The 16,020-nt window shown below is 66.8% G+C and carries 15 protein-coding genes, 1 pseudogene and 2 riboswitches; of the genes and pseudogenes, 4 read left to right on the top strand and 12 right to left on the bottom strand.

The features are described from left to right. Positions 1 to 62: 62 nt before the first annotated feature. The 9 genes and pseudogenes from fdhD to KY499_RS08595 all read right to left on the bottom strand — a co-directional run bounded on the left by fdhD (position 63) and on the right by KY499_RS08595 (position 7,627). Positions 63 to 944, bottom strand: a complete 882-nt coding sequence (fdhD, locus tag KY499_RS08560) for a formate dehydrogenase accessory sulfurtransferase FdhD (RefSeq protein WP_219886825.1) — start codon at positions 942 to 944, stop codon at positions 63 to 65. A 172-nt stretch (positions 945 to 1,116) separates the two neighbouring features. Beyond that, positions 1,117 to 2,574 (bottom strand): molybdopterin molybdotransferase MoeA, encoded by a 1,458-nt coding sequence (locus KY499_RS08565; protein ID WP_219886826.1) that lies wholly within the window; start codon positions 2,572 to 2,574, stop codon positions 1,117 to 1,119. Further along, positions 2,571 to 2,858, bottom strand: a complete 288-nt coding sequence (locus tag KY499_RS08570; RefSeq protein WP_183164522.1) for a DUF6457 domain-containing protein — start codon at positions 2,856 to 2,858, stop codon at positions 2,571 to 2,573. The genes KY499_RS08565 and KY499_RS08570 overlap by 4 nt, the downstream gene beginning before the upstream one ends. Positions 2,859 to 2,860: 2 nt before the next feature. After that, positions 2,861 to 3,259 (bottom strand): hypothetical protein, encoded by a 399-nt coding sequence (locus tag KY499_RS18565; protein WP_308813093.1) that lies wholly within the window; start codon positions 3,257 to 3,259, stop codon positions 2,861 to 2,863. 20 nt (positions 3,260 to 3,279) lie between these two features. Beyond that, a complete protein-coding gene (locus KY499_RS18570; protein WP_308813095.1) occupies positions 3,280 to 3,624 on the bottom strand; it encodes an NTP transferase domain-containing protein in 345 nt (114 codons plus the stop codon). Between the two features lie 79 nt (positions 3,625 to 3,703). Next, a complete protein-coding gene (locus tag KY499_RS08580; RefSeq protein ID WP_219886827.1) occupies positions 3,704 to 4,204 on the bottom strand; it encodes an HNH endonuclease in 501 nt (166 codons plus the stop codon). A 223-nt stretch (positions 4,205 to 4,427) separates the two neighbouring features. Continuing rightward, a complete protein-coding gene (locus KY499_RS08585) occupies positions 4,428 to 5,186 on the bottom strand; it encodes an NlpC/P60 family protein (protein WP_123255532.1) in 759 nt (252 codons plus the stop codon). A 261-nt stretch (positions 5,187 to 5,447) separates the two neighbouring features. Then, a riboswitch (cyclic di-AMP (ydaO/yuaA leader) is annotated at positions 5,448 to 5,607 on the bottom strand. Positions 5,608 to 5,756: 149 nt separating this feature from the next. Further along, positions 5,757 to 6,569, bottom strand: coding sequence for a M23 family metallopeptidase (locus tag KY499_RS08590; RefSeq protein ID WP_123255531.1), 813 nt, complete (start codon positions 6,567 to 6,569; stop codon positions 5,757 to 5,759). Positions 6,570 to 6,573: 4 nt separating this feature from the next. Then, positions 6,574 to 6,811, bottom strand: a riboswitch (cyclic di-AMP (ydaO/yuaA leader). A gap of 119 nt (positions 6,812 to 6,930) precedes the next feature. After that, a pseudogene (locus tag KY499_RS08595) lies at positions 6,931 to 7,627 on the bottom strand (metal-dependent transcriptional regulator). A gap of 310 nt (positions 7,628 to 7,937) precedes the next feature. Between KY499_RS08595 and serC the strand changes: the two are divergent. Continuing rightward, entirely contained in the window at positions 7,938 to 9,068 is a 1,131-nt protein-coding gene (gene serC, locus KY499_RS08600; RefSeq protein WP_219886828.1) for a phosphoserine transaminase, read from the top strand. A 21-nt stretch (positions 9,069 to 9,089) separates the two neighbouring features. Here serC and KY499_RS08605 read toward each other — a convergent pair whose 3' ends face one another. From KY499_RS08605 to KY499_RS08615, 3 genes are read right to left on the bottom strand one after another with little or no spacing between them, the layout of a single operon-like run. Further along, on the bottom strand, positions 9,090 to 10,421 hold the full coding sequence (locus KY499_RS08605) for an MFS transporter (protein ID WP_219886964.1): 1,332 nt from the start codon (positions 10,419 to 10,421) through the stop codon (positions 9,090 to 9,092). Positions 10,422 to 10,464: 43 nt separating this feature from the next. After that, positions 10,465 to 11,061: a DUF3027 domain-containing protein gene (locus KY499_RS08610; RefSeq protein WP_219886829.1), complete on the bottom strand. Its 597-nt coding sequence runs from the start codon at positions 11,059 to 11,061 to the stop codon at positions 10,465 to 10,467. 8 nt (positions 11,062 to 11,069) lie between these two features. Continuing rightward, on the bottom strand, positions 11,070 to 11,453 hold the full coding sequence (locus KY499_RS08615; RefSeq protein ID WP_056347308.1) for a cold-shock protein: 384 nt from the start codon (positions 11,451 to 11,453) through the stop codon (positions 11,070 to 11,072). Between the two features lie 177 nt (positions 11,454 to 11,630). Here KY499_RS08615 and KY499_RS08620 point away from each other — a divergent pair, with 177 nt between their 5' ends. The 3 genes from KY499_RS08620 to KY499_RS08630 are packed head-to-tail and all read left to right on the top strand — an operon-like array spanning position 11,631 to position 16,017. Continuing rightward, complete coding sequence (locus tag KY499_RS08620) at positions 11,631 to 11,864, top strand: hypothetical protein (RefSeq protein WP_123255527.1); 234 nt, start codon at positions 11,631 to 11,633, stop codon at positions 11,862 to 11,864. 11 nt (positions 11,865 to 11,875) lie between these two features. Further along, positions 11,876 to 14,374, top strand: coding sequence for a helicase-associated domain-containing protein (locus tag KY499_RS08625; RefSeq protein WP_219886830.1), 2,499 nt, complete (start codon positions 11,876 to 11,878; stop codon positions 14,372 to 14,374). Further along, positions 14,371 to 16,017, top strand: coding sequence for a DNA repair helicase XPB (locus KY499_RS08630; RefSeq protein ID WP_123255525.1), 1,647 nt, complete (start codon positions 14,371 to 14,373; stop codon positions 16,015 to 16,017). The genes KY499_RS08625 and KY499_RS08630 overlap by 4 nt, the downstream gene beginning before the upstream one ends. Positions 16,018 to 16,020 lie beyond the last annotated feature (3 nt).

The raw sequence follows: 16,020 nt of genomic DNA on the forward strand, positions 1-16,020 counted from the left end.
GGACAAAAACCTACTGTGATCCGGCGGCTTTGGCCAACGCAGCCCACCCGGCCAAGTGGCAGCTAGCCGGTGGCCGGCCCCACCGGCGCCGGCACGGAGACGCGTTCGTGGCCGGCGTAGACGTTCAGGGAGGTACCGCGGCTGAACCCGGCCAGAGTCATTCCGCTGGATTCGGCCAGCTCGACGGCCAGGCTGGAGGGGGCGCTCACGGCGGCCAGCACAGGAATACCGGCCAACGCCGCCTTCTGGACGAGCTCGAAGGACGCCCGCCCGGAAACCTGAAGCACCGTTCCGGACAGCGGCAACAGTCCCTCCCGCAGCGCCCAGCCAATGACTTTGTCGACGGCGTTGTGCCGGCCCACGTCTTCACGCAGGCACAGCAGTTCCGGGGTGCCGTCCGGTCCAACCCGGAAGAGTCCGGCTGCGTGCACCCCGCCGGTGACGTCGAAGACCGCCTGGGCCTCGCGCAGCCGGTCCGGCAGGGACGCCAGCGTCTGCACCGGGACCGTGAGCGGGTCGGCGGCGGGGCTGTAGTGCGAGGACTTGTGCACGGCGTCGATGGAGTCCGTGCCGCAGATTCCACAGGAACTGGAGGTGAAGACATTCCGCCCGGTGGCGGGACGGACAACGTCGGGCCGGAGCTGGGCTTCCACCACGTTAAAGGTCTGCACTCCGTCTTCGTCCTCGCCGGAGCAGAAGCGCAGGGAGACGAGTTGTGCGGCGTCCCAGATAACACCCTCGGAAACCAGGAAACCGGCCACCAGGTCGAAGTCGCTGCCGGGGGTCCGCATCGTCACAGAGAAGGACAGCCCGTCGATCCGGATTTCCAGTGGCTCCTCAACGGCCAGCACGTCTTCCCGGTGCCGGACCGGAAACTCCAGGGCCTGGGGTGATCCGTCGAGCACAATTTTATGCACCTTGCGGCGCTGCGTCACGCGACCCATACGGTACTCCTTAACTTTTTCGTCTCCGCACCGAAGTCTCAATAGCCTCGTGCGGCTCCCGCTCTGATTCCATCATGGCAACGAGCACGCCGCGAAACCAGCACGGGCTGGACGCACGGCGCCACGGGAGGGGACGTGCCGGGATGCCGTCCACGGGGCAGCCGTGGAAGTCTCAGTCGAGGAGCGCGCTCCAGTCCACCGGCCCGCTGTCCGCCGGCGGTTTTCGGGCCGGCTTCTTCGGGGTTGCCTGGGCCTTGGCCGCGGCTGCGCCGGCATCCGGGATTGGTGCGCCCCAGGGCAGGGCGATAGCGGGGACCAGCGACCCCAGTTGCACGCCGTGCGGCGGGACCACCAGGACGCCGTCGGCCGCGGCCAGTCCACGCATCATGCCCGGGCCTGTGTGCCGGGCGGGCGATGCCATCCCGTACAGCAGCCGGAAGGGCATCAGCCGGGTTCGCCCGGGTTCGGCTTCGAGCGTCGCTCCACACGGCACCTCAACGACGGGCGGCCGTGCGGAGTGTCCCAGGGCCGCCAGAAGCGGCGCCCCGATCGTGGACAGTGCCATCATGGCCGCCAGGGGGTTCCCGGGCAGGCCAACGATGAATCGGCCGTCCGGCAGTTCCGCGAGGACGGCAGGGTGGCCCGGGCGCATGGCAATGCCGTCGATCAGCAACCGCCCGCCGAGCTCGGCGACGGCACGCCGCAGGTGGTCGGTTCCGGACACCCCTGTCCCACCCGTGGTGATGACGACGTCGGCGGGCAGGTTGTCGACGTCTTCCGCGGAGCCGCCGTCCGGGCCCGCCGGGTGGCCGCCGGCTCCGCCCGGTTCCGTGTCTTCGAGTGCGGCGAGCCATTCGGCATAGCTGTCACCGATCTTTACTTCTTCTGTGCAGATCCCGCCGAGCAGGCGCACGACGGCGGCCAACTGGGGTCCGAAGGTGTCGCGAACCTCGCCCGGTCCCGGCAGGCCCGAGGCCACCACTTCGGAGCCGGTGAGCACCAGGCGCACCACAGCCTTGCCCAGCACCGGGACGGTGTCGTGGCCGGCGAGGGCGGCGAGGGCCAGATGAGCGGGGTTGAGCACGGTACCGGCGGAGATCAGCGGCTCTCCGGCTGTGGCTTCCTGTGCGGCTTTGCGGATGTGGTCACCGTTGCGCGGTTCGCCGGGCTTGGCGCTGCCGCCGGTCCTGAGGATCGGCAGCCCGTCCTCGTCTGCGGCGATCGTTCCGCTCTCGCTCCGGAGCACGGCTTTCGCCCCGGCCGGGATCAGCCCGCCGGTGGCGATTGGGCTGGCTTGGTGCGGGGCGAGCCGTTGATGGGCTTCGGCCAGGATCCAGGGCCCGCCACCATTAACGGCCCAGCCGTCCATGGCGGAGGAGGCATAATGCGGGATGTCCTGAAGAGCCGTGACGTCCGCCGCCAGGGTCCGGCCGAGGGCCCGCCGGAGAGACGCCGGCGTGGCCGGGATGGGAGAGGCGCAGTCAAAGGCTAGCTGCCGGGCCTCCTGCCAGGTATGGTCCAGATGGTGGTGGGCGTCCGGACCGGCGTCGGCTTCGACCGCAGTCACCGGGCCGGAGGCGTCGTCGTCCGCGGCATCGGTGCCGCTGCCGCGCGCCGGCGCTGCCGTCATGCGTCGGAGGTTTCAGTGGCCGCGTAGTCCTTCGCGAGCCGGCGAGCCACACCCATCGCCGCGCGCATGGATTCATCCTCGGTAGCCTGGCCCGAGCCGGCGGCAAGCCCGGCCGCGTACCCGGCAATAAAGGTGGTCAGCGGCGCGGCGGGGCGCACCACGGAGTGCGCGGCGACCCCGGCGAGGGAGAGGATCTCGGTTACATCGATCTCAACGCCCTCCAGCTCCAGCGCCTGGAGCAGCGCACGGCACCAGTCTTCCAGCGTTTCATCCTGGCTCTTCACCGTTAGCCTCCAAAATCGTGGTCAGGAGCGGACGCCTGACCGGTTGTTTCGGGCGCGGCCGGACCCCGGGTGGAAACGCCGAGGGCGGACGCGTCGTCCCACGTATCCACATCGTCGGTGGAACCGGCCGGGACACGGACTTCCCGCACTTCAAGACTAGCAAGAAGTGCGAAGACGGAAGCGTTTTCCAGAGCGCCCCGCCGGGCGGCATCGGCGACGGATCGTTGTAGCGCAGCCGTGTCATAAAGGGCCACGAGCGGCTGCCGGCGGCCATCGGCGGAGACCGCCATAACGCTCCCGGCTTCGGCCCGGCTCCCGCCGGCCGGCGCCGCGGAACCGGCCACGCCCTCCCCCGCCGCCGCGGCGAGGAGGACCCCGACGGCGGCGGCCGCGCGCGGCATGTCACAGGCGAGGACGAGGGTCAGGGGTGCGGGCCCCCGTCCGGCGTCGTCAGGGTCGGCGGCAGGACCGCCGGCCGCGGACTCATCGTCCCGCGCAGGGTCGGCGGCATTTTCCGCCAGTTTGGCAAGCCCGGCAGCGATGGCTGCAGCGGGGCCCCTGCGAAGGGAGGCTCTTCCCGGCAGTTCAGGACGGAGTCGGGCAGGGTGCCGGGGTCCGGGCCAACGACGACGACCCTCCGGGCGCCGCGGGCTGCGCGCAGTGCGAGAGCCAGCAGGGTGCTGCCGTCCACGAGAAGACCGGCTTTGGGCACCCCGGAAAGCCGGGCGGACCTGCCCCCGGCCAGAATCACTGCATCGAACTCCACCCGATCAGCCTAGCGCGGTGCCGGCCGGGAGAGGCGACGCCGCGGCGGCCGGCAATCCCGGCTCCGGAGCGGGAAAAGATCAGGCCGCGGATTCGGGCAACAGGAACGGGTCCCAGTCCGGCGCGGGTTTTTCGAGCTCTTTAATCTGCCAGATTGCACCCCTCGGCGGTGCGGGGACAAAACCGAGTTTCCAGCCCATTTCCGCCGGCGTGTGGTCACCCTTGACGTTGTTGCAGCGCAGGCACGCGGCCACCAGATTTTCCCAGGATGAGGCTCCGCCGCGGGACTTGGGCTGGACGTGGTCGATGGTGTGCGCCGCCTTGCCGCAGTAGGCGCAGTGGTGGCCGTCCCGGCGGAGGACGCCACGCCGGCTGACGGCCGTGATGGTGTTGTATCGGGGCCTGATGTAGCGGTGCAGGAGGATAACAGTCGGGCGCCCGAGGACATCCTGGGGCCCGACGACGGGATCCTCACCTTCGGCCACGACGCTGGCTTTTCCGGTGAGCACGAGGACAAGAGCCCGGCGGAAGGTCACTACCGCGAGCGGTTCATATCCTGCATTCAGAACGAGAGTGCGCATCCGCATACCTCTTCACGGCCGCACCCGCCAGCGGCACGAGGGCCGGCTGCCCTCTGCATGGTCGGGCTATGGATCGACACCATAAGAGTAAACACTCAAGTGCCCGATCACCGAATTCTTCTGCGGACGTTCAATCCATATCCGGCGTGGCTGCCGCGCGGGAAAACCAAAGAACCCCTGCCCGGGAAGGGCAGGGGTTCTTTGAGAAACCGGTACTTGCAGCCTAGCCGCCGACGCGGATGAAGACCGGGCCGGAGCCGACGTTGACGCTGAACAGCGCGGTGGTTCCGCCGTTCCAGCCGCCGTGGACAGCCATGCCGTTGCCGACGTAGACAGCGATGTGAGCGAGGCCCATACCGCCATTGGCGTAGTAGGCGAGGTCGCCCGGCTTGGCCTCAGCAGCGCTGACGGTGCGGCCCAGGGACAGGTAGCCTGCCGGCCAGCCGCGGTAGTTGATGCCGGCTGCCGCAAGTGCGTTGGACGCGAGGGCCGTGCAGTCCTGCGACACGCCAATCTGTGCGTAGGCAGCAGCGGCAATGCTTGCGCCGTTGCCGCTGCCGATACCTGCAGGCACGCTGGCGGAGGCGGATCCTGCAGTGGCAGATCCTGCGGTGGCAGTCTGCGCGCCGCCGGTGTTGGAGTTCTGCACCTTGACAACAGGCTTGGCCACAACGGGGGCCGCCGTCGTGGACACGGCCGGCTTTTCATAGGAAATCGCAATGGTTGAAGCAGCCGAGATCGTTGCCGGGGCAACAGAGGACTGGACTTCGAGTGTCGAAGCAGACGTGGATTCACGCTGAACGTTGGTCTCAGCAGCGTTGGCTGCGATACCGCTGGTCAGGACCATGCCGGATGCTGCAGCGATGACTGCGGCCTGGCGGCCCATGCCGCCGGCGTTGTCGCCGACAGCTTTGGCAATGACGGCGAGCGAGTTGGTCTTGGTGACCTCGGCGCGGTGACGTGCGGTTGCACGAGTAGTCATTCAGTTCTCTCTTTCGTGATCCTTGGGCCGCGCGCATTTGGGCGCAGGCTGAGGACGCTCCGGCATCTTGGGGGTACGCCGGATCGCCCCGAATGGGTTAGTTAGCGAAGGGTGTACTGCGAAGACGCGCCAAAAGCGGAAACTGCATTGAGGAAACTGTTCCGGGCGCCGGTAAGGGCAACAGCGGAACTTGGTTTCAGCGGGCTCCGAAGAGCCGCGCCAGCGCGATAGCGCGCAGTTTTGTGGCGTGTAGACACGAAAGTAGCCTCTCCCAATGCCTGCGAGGTGAGCTGTCGGATTCGGATGGGAGTCACCCGGCCGCGCAGCTTCCTGGGAAGCTTTTGCGACTTAACCCCAAGGCCTTCTTTCGAAAGCCAAAATTGGTTCCCCCGCCCCTGCCAGACGATGTCATGCGAACGGACCTTGAGCGGTGGCAGAGCTAGGCAATCCACTCAAGAGCGCCAACTTCGGAGAACTTGGCGCATGCCCGACTTTACAGGAGTGCGGATTCAATGTCACATTCAGATCACGGCGTGTCAGATGAATGCGAGAGCGACCGATCAGCTTGGCCTAGAGCCAGCCGAGCGGATCCACAACATCGCCGTTGACCATGACCTCAAAGTGGAGGTGGCACCCGGTGGAGGCGCCGGTGGTCCCGGTCAAGGCGATCAGCTCGCCTCGGGAAACTTTCTGGCCGACCTGGACCGAGGAGGACGACAGGTGGTTGTACGTCGTCTCGAGGCCGTTGCCGTGATCTACCACAACCCGGTTCCCGCCCCCGAAGGGGTGCCAGGCCGCGAAGGTTACCGTGCCGCTGGCCGCAGCGCGAACGGCTGCTCCGCACTGGATCGTGTAGTCCTGCCCGCGATGGAATTCCCCCGGGCCGCCCGTGATCGGGCTGACGCGGAAGCCAAACGGGGACGTGGCCGTCAGGAGATCCAGGGGCGCGCCAAGGCTACCGGCCGATGCCGCGGCCGTGATGCTGCCGACAGACTGGGCACTCAACAGCTGCTTCAGCTTCGAGTCCGGGTCGCCCTTAGTGGTGACGGCGGTGCGGCTGAAATCGATCTTTGCGGCGGCCTCAGCCGTAACGGCCTGGGATTCCGAAGCGGTAACGGCGGCCCCGGGGCTGGCCACCACGGGACTGGTCACCGGCACGGTCACCGTAAGAATCAGGCCGGTAGCGGCCAGGGCGATGCCGGCCTTCTGCCCAACCCCACTGGCGGCGGCAAACTCTGTTACCTGCCGGAACGGACTGCGCCGGCCCCGGCGCTCATCACGATGGGCATCACGCGGGCGGATGTCCGAAACGGCGACAGCCTGACGCGGAGCCGGGGCGGGGCCAGTCGCACGGCGGCGGCCCCTGGCGGTCTGGATGGTCAAGAAGGGTTCCTCTCTGGATGGCCTGCGGAGTTAGCTGTCGGATTCGGGTCAGAGATCAAAGACCCGGTCCGCCGTGGCACGCTTCCGGCGACCGGGAATCCGTGGATTCCGCGGTTCGGGGAGCTTGCTGCTGGCGGACTTCACCCCAAGGCCGCAAAAAGCAGCCAATAAGTGGGTCCCCCGCCCCTGCCAGAGGGAGATTCTGCGACTGATCCGCTGGCAGGGTTCGGCTTCGGATCAGGTAACGCTTTGGTATCGGTAGTAGCCACCAACTATAGGCGATTAAGCGGTTTGGTAATAAATCCGTGATATCGGCCACAAACTCAGTAGCGGGGCCGGAAGGTTCGGCAAGCGGACAGGATTAGCCGATGGCCACGAAGACATGGGCAGCCACCTCGGGCGGAAGCTCCAACGCTCCGGTGATGCCGGGAACCCGGACGGAAATGTACTCCCCGACGCGTTCCAGCGAAACAAGGGCGCCGGGACGAATCCCCCCCTCATCAAGCTGGAGCAGCAGCTCGGGTTCCACTTGAATCGGTTCGGCAAGGCGGCTGATGGTCACCCGGGAGTCCGACTGGTAACCGGCCATGGCGTCCAGCAGGTTCACGACGCCGTCGGCGCCGTCCTGCTGCGGCAGCCCGCCGAGCTCTACCAGCCCAGGGATCGGATTTCCGTAAGGCGAAACGGTCGGGTGGCTGAGCATCTCGAAGATCCGGCGCTCAACGCGCTCGCTCATCACGTGCTCCCAGCGGCAGGCTTCCTCATGGACATAGGGCCCAGTCGAGTCCGATCACATCCGCGAGCAGCCGTTCGGCGAGGCGGTGCTTGCGCATAACGCTGATGGCGCGTTTGCGGCCGGTTTCGGTCAGTTCAAGGTGACGGTCGCGTGAAACAACAACCAACCCGTCCCGCTCCATCCGGCCGATGGTCTGGGATACAGTCGGGCCCGAATGACGCAGCCGCTCGGCGATGCGGGCGCGGAGAGCCACGATGTTTTCTTCTTCGAGTTCCAAAATGGTCCGAAGATACATCTCCGTCGTATCGATCAGATCCGTCATCCTGCTCAGCTCCTCGAGCGCCGTCTTTGCATCCTACCCACCGTATCGCGGGCAGGCCGCTCCCGGCGGAATCCGCCGTACATCCGCAGCACATCCTAGTCTATTTTGAATTAGTCCGGATAATCATGTTCCCGTGGTTGCCCCGTCCGCCGCACTCCTGGCACCTGTTGGCCTCAATGACCGGACTGTGACGAACCCTTTCCGTGCTGGCTGCGGCGGTCAGGCAGAATATAGGGAGCCTTCGTTGCAGCTACGCCTGCCGAGCCACGTCCCAAGCCACGCTATGCATCAGCCGAAAATTGGAGCCACTGTGAGCGATACCAGCATCACGATTCCCGCGAACCTCCTGCCGAAGGATGGACGGTTCGGCGCCGGACCGTCCAAGGTCCGTCCGGAACAGATGGATGCCCTGGCCGCGGCATCCTCGACGCTCTTGGGCACTTCGCACCGCCAGGCCCCCGTCAAGAACTTGGTTGGTTCTGTCCGGACAGGTCTCAGCGAGTTCTTCCGCGCCCCGGACGGTTACGAAGTCGTCCTCGGCGTCGGCGGTTCCACGGCGTTCTGGGATATTGCCAGCTTCGGTCTGGTGGAGAACAAGGCACAGCACCTGTCCTTCGGCGAATTCGGTTCGAAGTTCGCCGCAGCCACCGACAAGGCTCCGTTCCTGGCGGCTTCGTCGATCATCACGTCCGAGCCCGGCACCCGTCCGTCTGCGCAGGCCGAGGCCGGCGTGGACGTCTATGCATGGCCGCAGAACGAGACGTCCACCGGCGTTGCGGCCCCGGTCCAGCGCGTTTCCGGTGCTGACGCAGGATCGCTCATGCTGGTCGATGCGACGTCGGCGGCCGGTGGCCTCGCCGTTGATGTCGCCGAAACCGATGTGTACTACTTCGCTCCGCAAAAGAACTTCGCGTCCGACGGCGGCTTGTGGCTCGGCCTGTTCTCCCCCGCCGCTCTGGAGCGGGCCGCCCGGATCAAGGCGAGCGACCGCTGGATTCCCGACTTCCTGGACCTCCAGACGGCCATTGACAACTCGCGGCTGAACCAGACCTACAACACGCCGTCGCTGGCCACCCTGGTCACCCTGGATGCCCAGGTGCAGTGGCTCAACGCCAACGGCGGTCTGGACTTCGCCGCGGCCCGGACGGCCGACTCCGCCGGGCGGATCTACCGCTGGGCCGAAGCATCCGGCTACGCGACGCCGTTCGTGGCTGCTGCCGAAGAGCGCTCCAACGTCATTGCGACCATCGACTTCGATGAATCGGTGGATGCCTCGGCCATCGCCAAGGTGCTCCGCGCCAATGGCATCGTGGACACCGAGCCCTACCGCAAACTGGGACGCAACCAGCTCCGTATCGCCACCTTCGTGGCGATCGACCCCAACGATGTGTCGGCGCTGCTGGACTGCATCGACTTCGTCGTGGGTGAGCTCAGGAAGTAGCATCCGCCGGACGCTGAAGCGTCACTGTTCGACGGCGTCGTCCGGGCCTTCTGCCCGGGCGGCGCCGTCGGGATTCTGGCCGGCACCTGTGCTGCGGCCCGATTCGACGCGGAAGCGGCGGCGCCCGCGGGCGCGGGCGTCGAACCGGATGCGCAGTCGCTTGGCCCTGATGATCCACAGCAGACCGATCAGGGCCGCGATCAGGCCTGACGCCGCCGCGACGGTCATGGACCAGCGCGCACCGGACACGTTAGCCACCCAGCCCACGAACGGCGCCCCGATCGGCGTACCACCCATAAAAATGGCCATGTAGAGGGCCATCACCCGGCCGCGCATCACGGGATCCGTCGTCGTTTGGACATACCCGTTGGCGCTGGTCATCATGGTGATCGCAAAGAACCCCACCGGAACCAGCGCCACACCGAACCAGAAGTAATTCGTCGCCAGGGCTGCGATGCCCGAAGCCACGCCGAAGGCTCCTGCGGCGCCAAAAATGAACCGCAGGCGCGGCCTCTTGCGGCCGGCGGACAGCAGCGCACCGGCGAGCGAGCCGATGGCCATAATCGAATTCATCAGCCCGAAAGCTTTTGCGTCGAGACCGAACTCCGAACCGACCATGGCCGCAATGAACAGCACGAAGTTCAGACCCAGGGTTCCCACAATGAAAACCGCGACGAGCACCACAACGATGTCCGGCCGGAACCGCACATAGCGCAGCCCTTCCCGGATCCGGCCCTTGCCGGGCGCCGCCCGGGGCAACTGGCGCAGCGTAGTGGCCGGAATCCGCCACAGACTCAGCAGCAGCGCCACGAAAGTCAGCGTGTTGATCAGGAAAACCCCGCCGGGGCCTACTGCGACTGTCAGGACGCCGGCCACTGCCGGGCCAATCATCCGGGCCACATTAAAGGAGGCGCTGTTGAGCGCCACCGCGTTGGGCACATAGTCGTCGGAGACCAGGTCGGAGACGAAGGCCTGGCGGACCGGGGCATCGAGAGCAGAGACCAGGCCGAGCAGCAGGGCGAAGCCGTAAACATGCCAGAGCTGCGCTGCCCCGGAGAGCACCAGGATGCCGAGGCCGGCGCTCAGCAGGGCCATCGCGGACTGGGTCAGGACGAGCAGGTGTCTGCGGTTGAAGCGGTCGGCCACCAGCCCGGCCACTGGGGCGAGGAACAGCTGGGGTCCGAGTTGCAGGGCCATCGTGATACCCATGGCCCCGGCGTCGTGCTCCGTCAAGTGGTCAAAAACGAACCAGTCCTGGGCGGTGCGCTGCATCCATGTTCCGATGTTGGAGATCAGCGCCCCAATGAACCACAGCCGATAGTTCAGGATTTGCAGGGACCTGAAGGTGGACATCATGTCCGGTCCTCAGGCTTCAGCACCCCGCGCGGCGTCAACGTTAGTCAGCCTTGGGCGCGGCTTCACGCTCGTCAACGGGTTCGTCGTCTGAGTTGCTGTCAACATCGTCGGTATCGTGCCCGGCGGCACCGCCGCCGCCTGCGGCGTTCGCCGTCAGCTCCCCCTCGGGTTCGTCGCGGGGTTCACCAGCGGTGACGGCCCCGGTGTCCGCTTCGGCGGGCTCTTCGTCCTGGGCGTCTTCCGGGCGTACGCGTTCGGCCCAGGGGATCCAGGCCGGAGCCAGAATGGAGTCCTCCGAGGGCAGCAGGCCGAGCTCGTCGACAGTCATCACCTTGGACCGCGAGTTGCGGTTCAGCACGGCATACCACTGCCACCCCAGGTAGCCGGGCAGCGTGCACTCAAAAAGATGCGTCACGAGGCGGTCGCCTTCGCTGCGGGCGGCCAGATGCCGGCCGACCCGCCCGTCCGGGGCAATGCCTTCCACGGCGTTGCGGGCAACGTCGACGGCGGCCGCCAGGACGGCGTCGGGCTTTCCTGTGCGCCACACCGGCACACCGGCCTTCGGCCGGGCTCCTGCGGCGCCGGATCCGGCGGTATCCGTGGTCCGTGGCGGCAACTGCTCAGATTCCGAAGTCATAGGAGCCCTTAGACGTCCAGCTCGTCGGCAACTTTGCGGAGCGCAGCGGCGATGGCCTTGCCCTTGTTGCCTTCCGGGTACTTGCCCGCGGACAGCGTCCCGGACAGGTTGTCCAGCACCGAGACCAGGTCCTGTACCAGCGGTGCAAGGTCCCTCGCGCTGGGCCGTTTGGCCTTGGCGATGGACGGTGTCTTGTCCAGCACGCGCAGGCCAAGGGCCTGGGCGCCCTTGCGGCCATCGGCCACCCCGAATTCAACACGGGTTCCGGCCTTCAACTCCGTAATGCCCTCAGGCAGCGAGGACTTGGGCAGAAACACTTCCTGGCCGTCTTCTCCGGCGAGGAATCCGAAGCCTTTTTCCTTGTCATACCACTTGACCTTGCCGGTGGGCACGTAATCAACCTTCTTCGTTCTGCTGGGTACACGGCGGGCTTTCACCGCATCCGCATGGATATGCGGGTTAAGGAGGTGACTGCCCCGTCCGTGTGGGTCTGTACCCCAAGGTTATCCTGCCTTGCCTACTTTGCCGCCCTGAGGCGCGGGCGACCACGTGCTGTTAGCGTTGCCCCTATGACAGCTCATCGTTTTCGGCGGCCTCTACTGATCATCGCTGCCTCGATTGCCGTCTTTTCCCTGACATCGGTCGGCACCGTTATGGCCATGGCCGCCCACGATGCCGTCGCGCCAGGCTGGATCACGTCCACCGCCTTGTACGGGTTACCCCTGGCTTTCCTCCTGATGCTTTTCCTCGTCATTATGGACGTCGTGGCCCGCCGTCGCCCGCCCGAGCCACAGGAAAGGTAACGTAGGCACTGATGTCACTTATCCGTGCGCTCAGCAAGGAACTGCAGGCACGCAACGACGAATCGTTGCGTGCACTGTTCTCCGCGCGGCCGGACCTCATAACCCCCGGAGTGCCGGACTTCCCGGCGCTGGCCGCCCGGGCCAGCGGCCGCGTCAGCGTGCAGCGGGCACTGGAACGGCTTAACCGTCCGGAAATGCAGGTCTTGGAGACACTGCACCTGTGCACCAACGCAGACACCGGACACAGCGCCTCGGCCGCAATGCTGAAACGCCTGATCAAGGGCTCCACCCTCACAGCCCTGGAACGTTTGCTGCACTCGTTACAGGAACTGGCCCTCGTCCACCGGGCTGATCCGCCGCACGGCGTGAGCGTTCCGGCCGGGACAAAACAACGCTACTTCCTTCCCGCCGGCAGCCTCAAGGACGTCATCGGCGTCTATCCTGCCGGCCTGGGCCGCAGCTATACCGAACTTGTGCGGCTCCAGCCGGGCTTCGCCCAGCGGGTTGTGCAACTCGTGGCCGAACTCCACCACAGCGGCGCCGCCATCTCCCCCGCAACGACGCCGATGGACGCCGCGCTGGCACTCCAGCACTGGACGGCCACGCCGGAGGCGCTGGACCAAATCCTTGCTGCGGCCCCGCCCCGCACGGCGGCGCTGCTGGCCAGATTCGGCAGTTGGGCCATGGGAGCTGTCCCGCAGGCACAGCGGCGGGCGTCGGTGCTGCACGAGAGTCACGACGCCGGCCCGGTGGACTGGCTGCTGGCGCGGGGACTGCTGGTTCCGCTGGATGCCGCCCACGTTGAACTGCCGCACAGCGTGGGGTTATCGCTTCGTGGCGGTCACGTCATCGAGAATTTCACGCTCTCCCCGCCGGTTCCCCGGCTGGGCCAGACCAACGCGTCGCTGCGCCGCAACGCGGCCCTGGGCGCAATCGCCGAAACCCTGAGGCTTGTGGGCGAATTGCTCAACGCTGTGCGGGAACAACCCCTCAGCACGCTGCGCAGCGGCGGCGTCGGGGTCCGTGAACTGAAGCGCCTGGCCGATTCGCTGAGGATCGGGCTGCCCGAGGCGGGACTGTATGCGGAACTGTGCGCCCTGGCCGGGCTGATCAGGCTCGAGGTGGACAGTTCATCATGGGTCCAGCCCCCGCAGCTGGAGTGGTTGACGCTGCCCCGGCAGGAACAATGGCTTTGGCTGGTCAACGCATGGCTCGCCAGCGAGCGGGTCCCTTCCCTGGTGGGTCAGCCGGTCAGCGGGGTGGCCTCCGGGCCGGCAGCAACCCGAGGCACTGCGGGCAGCACCATCAATGCGCTCTCGGCCGAAGCGCAGCGGCCCGACGCCCCGGTGGTCCGCAAGAGAATCCTGGAAATCCTGCGGGAACTAAGCGTCGAAGCCGCGACCGTCGACGGCCAGGCACCTGTGCTGGACGCCGCTGCGGTCCTCGAACGCGCGGACTGGGCACAGCCCCGGATGGCCCGGCGTTTCAGCTCGCTGATCCGCGGCGTCCTGGCCGAAGCCGGGATGCTGGGCCTCATTGGCTCCGGGGCGCTGAGTCAGCTCGGTGCCGCCATCGCAGACGAACGCCCCGATGATGCCTTGGGCATCCTCGGCGAGCACCTGCCTGCACCACTGAACCACGTCCTGCTGCAGGCCGACCTGACGGCCGTCGCACCCGGTTACCTGCAGCCGGAACTCGCCGAGAAGCTCCTCACCATGTCCACGGCCGAAGGCCAGGGGCCGGCCACCATCTACCGCTTCTCCGAATCCTCGATCCGGCGCGCCCTCGACGCCGGCCAGGATGCCCCGGCCATGCTGGCCTTCCTGTGCGAGCACTCGGCCACCGCCGTCCCGCAGCCACTGCAGTACCTCATCGAGGACACCTCGGCGCGCCACTCCCGGCTCCGGGTGGGCACCGCCGCGAGTTTCATCCAGAGCGAGGATGAAGATGCGCTGATGGAGTTGCTGCACGCTCCCGCCGCATCACCTTTGGGACTCGTGCGCATCGCTCCGACCGTGCTGGTCTCACCGTCCCCGGCACGGGAGACCGCCCAACTCCTCCGCGGATTGGGCTTGTCCCCGGTCGTGCAGGAGCCGGAGTCCGCCATCGTGCGGCTGCGCCGCCACACCGCGGTCTCGGGCAACGGGCGGCCGGTCTACACCGCACCCCGCACGGCTCCTTCGGACGCCGACGTCGACGCCCAGCTCGCGGTGCTCCGCAGTAACGGCACCCATGCGGCCGCTGGAGCCGACAGCCGGCCTGCGCCGGCTCCCGGCAGCGAGGAAGCCACCCAGCTTGGGCTGGAGACACTGCAGAAGGCGATCAGGCTACGGCAGCGGGTCGTGATGAACGTGGTGGACAGCCAGGGCAATGCCAGCCGTGAGTCAGTGGTGCCAGTTGCGGTAAGCGGCGGCCGGGTCCGGGTTTTCGATCCGGAGAAGGAGACGGAACGGGTCCTGTCCATTCACCGGATTATTGATGTGGAAGCTGTGGAGGAACTGTTCCAGTGACTGACGGACCCCTCATCGTCCAAAGCGATAAAACGATCCTCCTGGAAGTGGACCATGAACTCGCCACGGAGGCCCGGCATGCCATCGCCGCGTTCGCCGAACTGGAGCGGGCCCCCGAGCACGTGCACAGCTACCGGCTGACGCCGCTGGGCCTCTGGAACGCCCGGGCCGCCGGGCTGGATGCCGAACAAGTACTGGACACTCTGCTGAAGTACTCCCGTTTCCCGGTTCCGCATTCGCTGCTCATCGACGTCGAAGAGACCATGTCCCGGTACGGCCGGCTGCGGCTGGAGAAAGATCCCCAGCACGGCCTCGTGATGCGCACGAGCGACTACCCCGTGCTGGAGGAAGTCAGCCGCGCCAAGAAGATCCAGCCGCTGCTGGGCCCGCGGATCGACGGCGAAACGGTCGTGGTTCATTCCTCCCAGCGCGGGCAACTGAAGCAGCTCCTGCTCAAGATCGGCTGGCCGGCTGAGGACCTCGCCGGCTACGTGGACGGTGCGCCGCACCCCATCATGCTGAACGAGACAGGGTGGACACTTCGGCCATACCAGCGGCTGGCCACGGAGAACTTCTGGGCCGGCGGCAGCGGCGTCGTCGTCCTCCCTTGCGGCGCGGGCAAGACCCTCGTGGGGGCCGCCGCGATGGCCATGAGTTCCACCACCACCCTGATCCTGGTGACCAACACGGTGTCCGCGCGGCAGTGGAAAGACGAACTCCTCAAACGGACGTCCCTCACGGCGGAGGAGATTGGCGAATATTCGGGCTCCGTCAAGGAGGTCCGTCCCGTCACGATTGCCACTTACCAGGTCCTCACCACCAAGCGGGGCGGTCTCTACCCGCACCTGGAACTGGTGGACGGAAACGACTGGGGACTCATCATTTACGACGAGGTGCATTTGCTGCCTGCGCCGATCTTCCGCATGACCGCCGACCTACAGGCCCGGCGCCGGCTCGGACTCACCGCCACCCTGGTCCGGGAGGACGGGCGGGAGGGCGAGGTGTTCAGCCTGATCGGCCCCAAGCGCTACGACGCACCGTGGAAGGACATCGAGACCCAGGGGTACATTGCCCCGGCCGACTGTGTGGAGGTCCGCGTGGATCTGCCCCGCGACGAGCGGATGGCGTACGCGATGGCCGAGGACGCCGACAAGTACCGGCTGTGTGCCACCTCCGAAACGAAAACGCGCGTCGTCGAGCAGCTCGTGGCCGAGCATGCCGGCGAACAGTTGTTGGTGATCGGCCAGTACATCGACCAGCTGGACGAGATCGGCGAGCGCCTGAACGCCCCGGTGATCAAGGGCGAGACGTCGGTGAAAGAACGCCAGCGGCTTTTTGCCGCCTTCCGCGCCGGGGAAGTTCAAACGCTCGTCGTCTCCAAGGTCGCCAACTTTTCCATTGACCTTCCGGAGGCCTCGGTCGCGATCCAAGTCTCCGGTTCCTTCGGTTCCCGCCAGGAGGAGGCCCAACGTCTGGGACGGCTGCTGCGCCCGAAGAAGGATGGCCGCGCGGCGCGTTTCTACTCCCTCGTGGCACGGGACACCCTGGATCAGGAATTCGCCGCGAAACGGCAGCGGTTCCTGGCCGAGCAAGGCTATGCCTACCGCATCATGGACGCCAAGGACGCCGGAACCGCCAGCTAAGCC

Origin of the sequence: Arthrobacter sp. PAMC25284 (assembly GCF_019443425.1) — a bacterium.
Taxonomy (GTDB): domain Bacteria; phylum Actinomycetota; class Actinomycetes; order Actinomycetales; family Micrococcaceae; genus Arthrobacter; species Arthrobacter oryzae_A.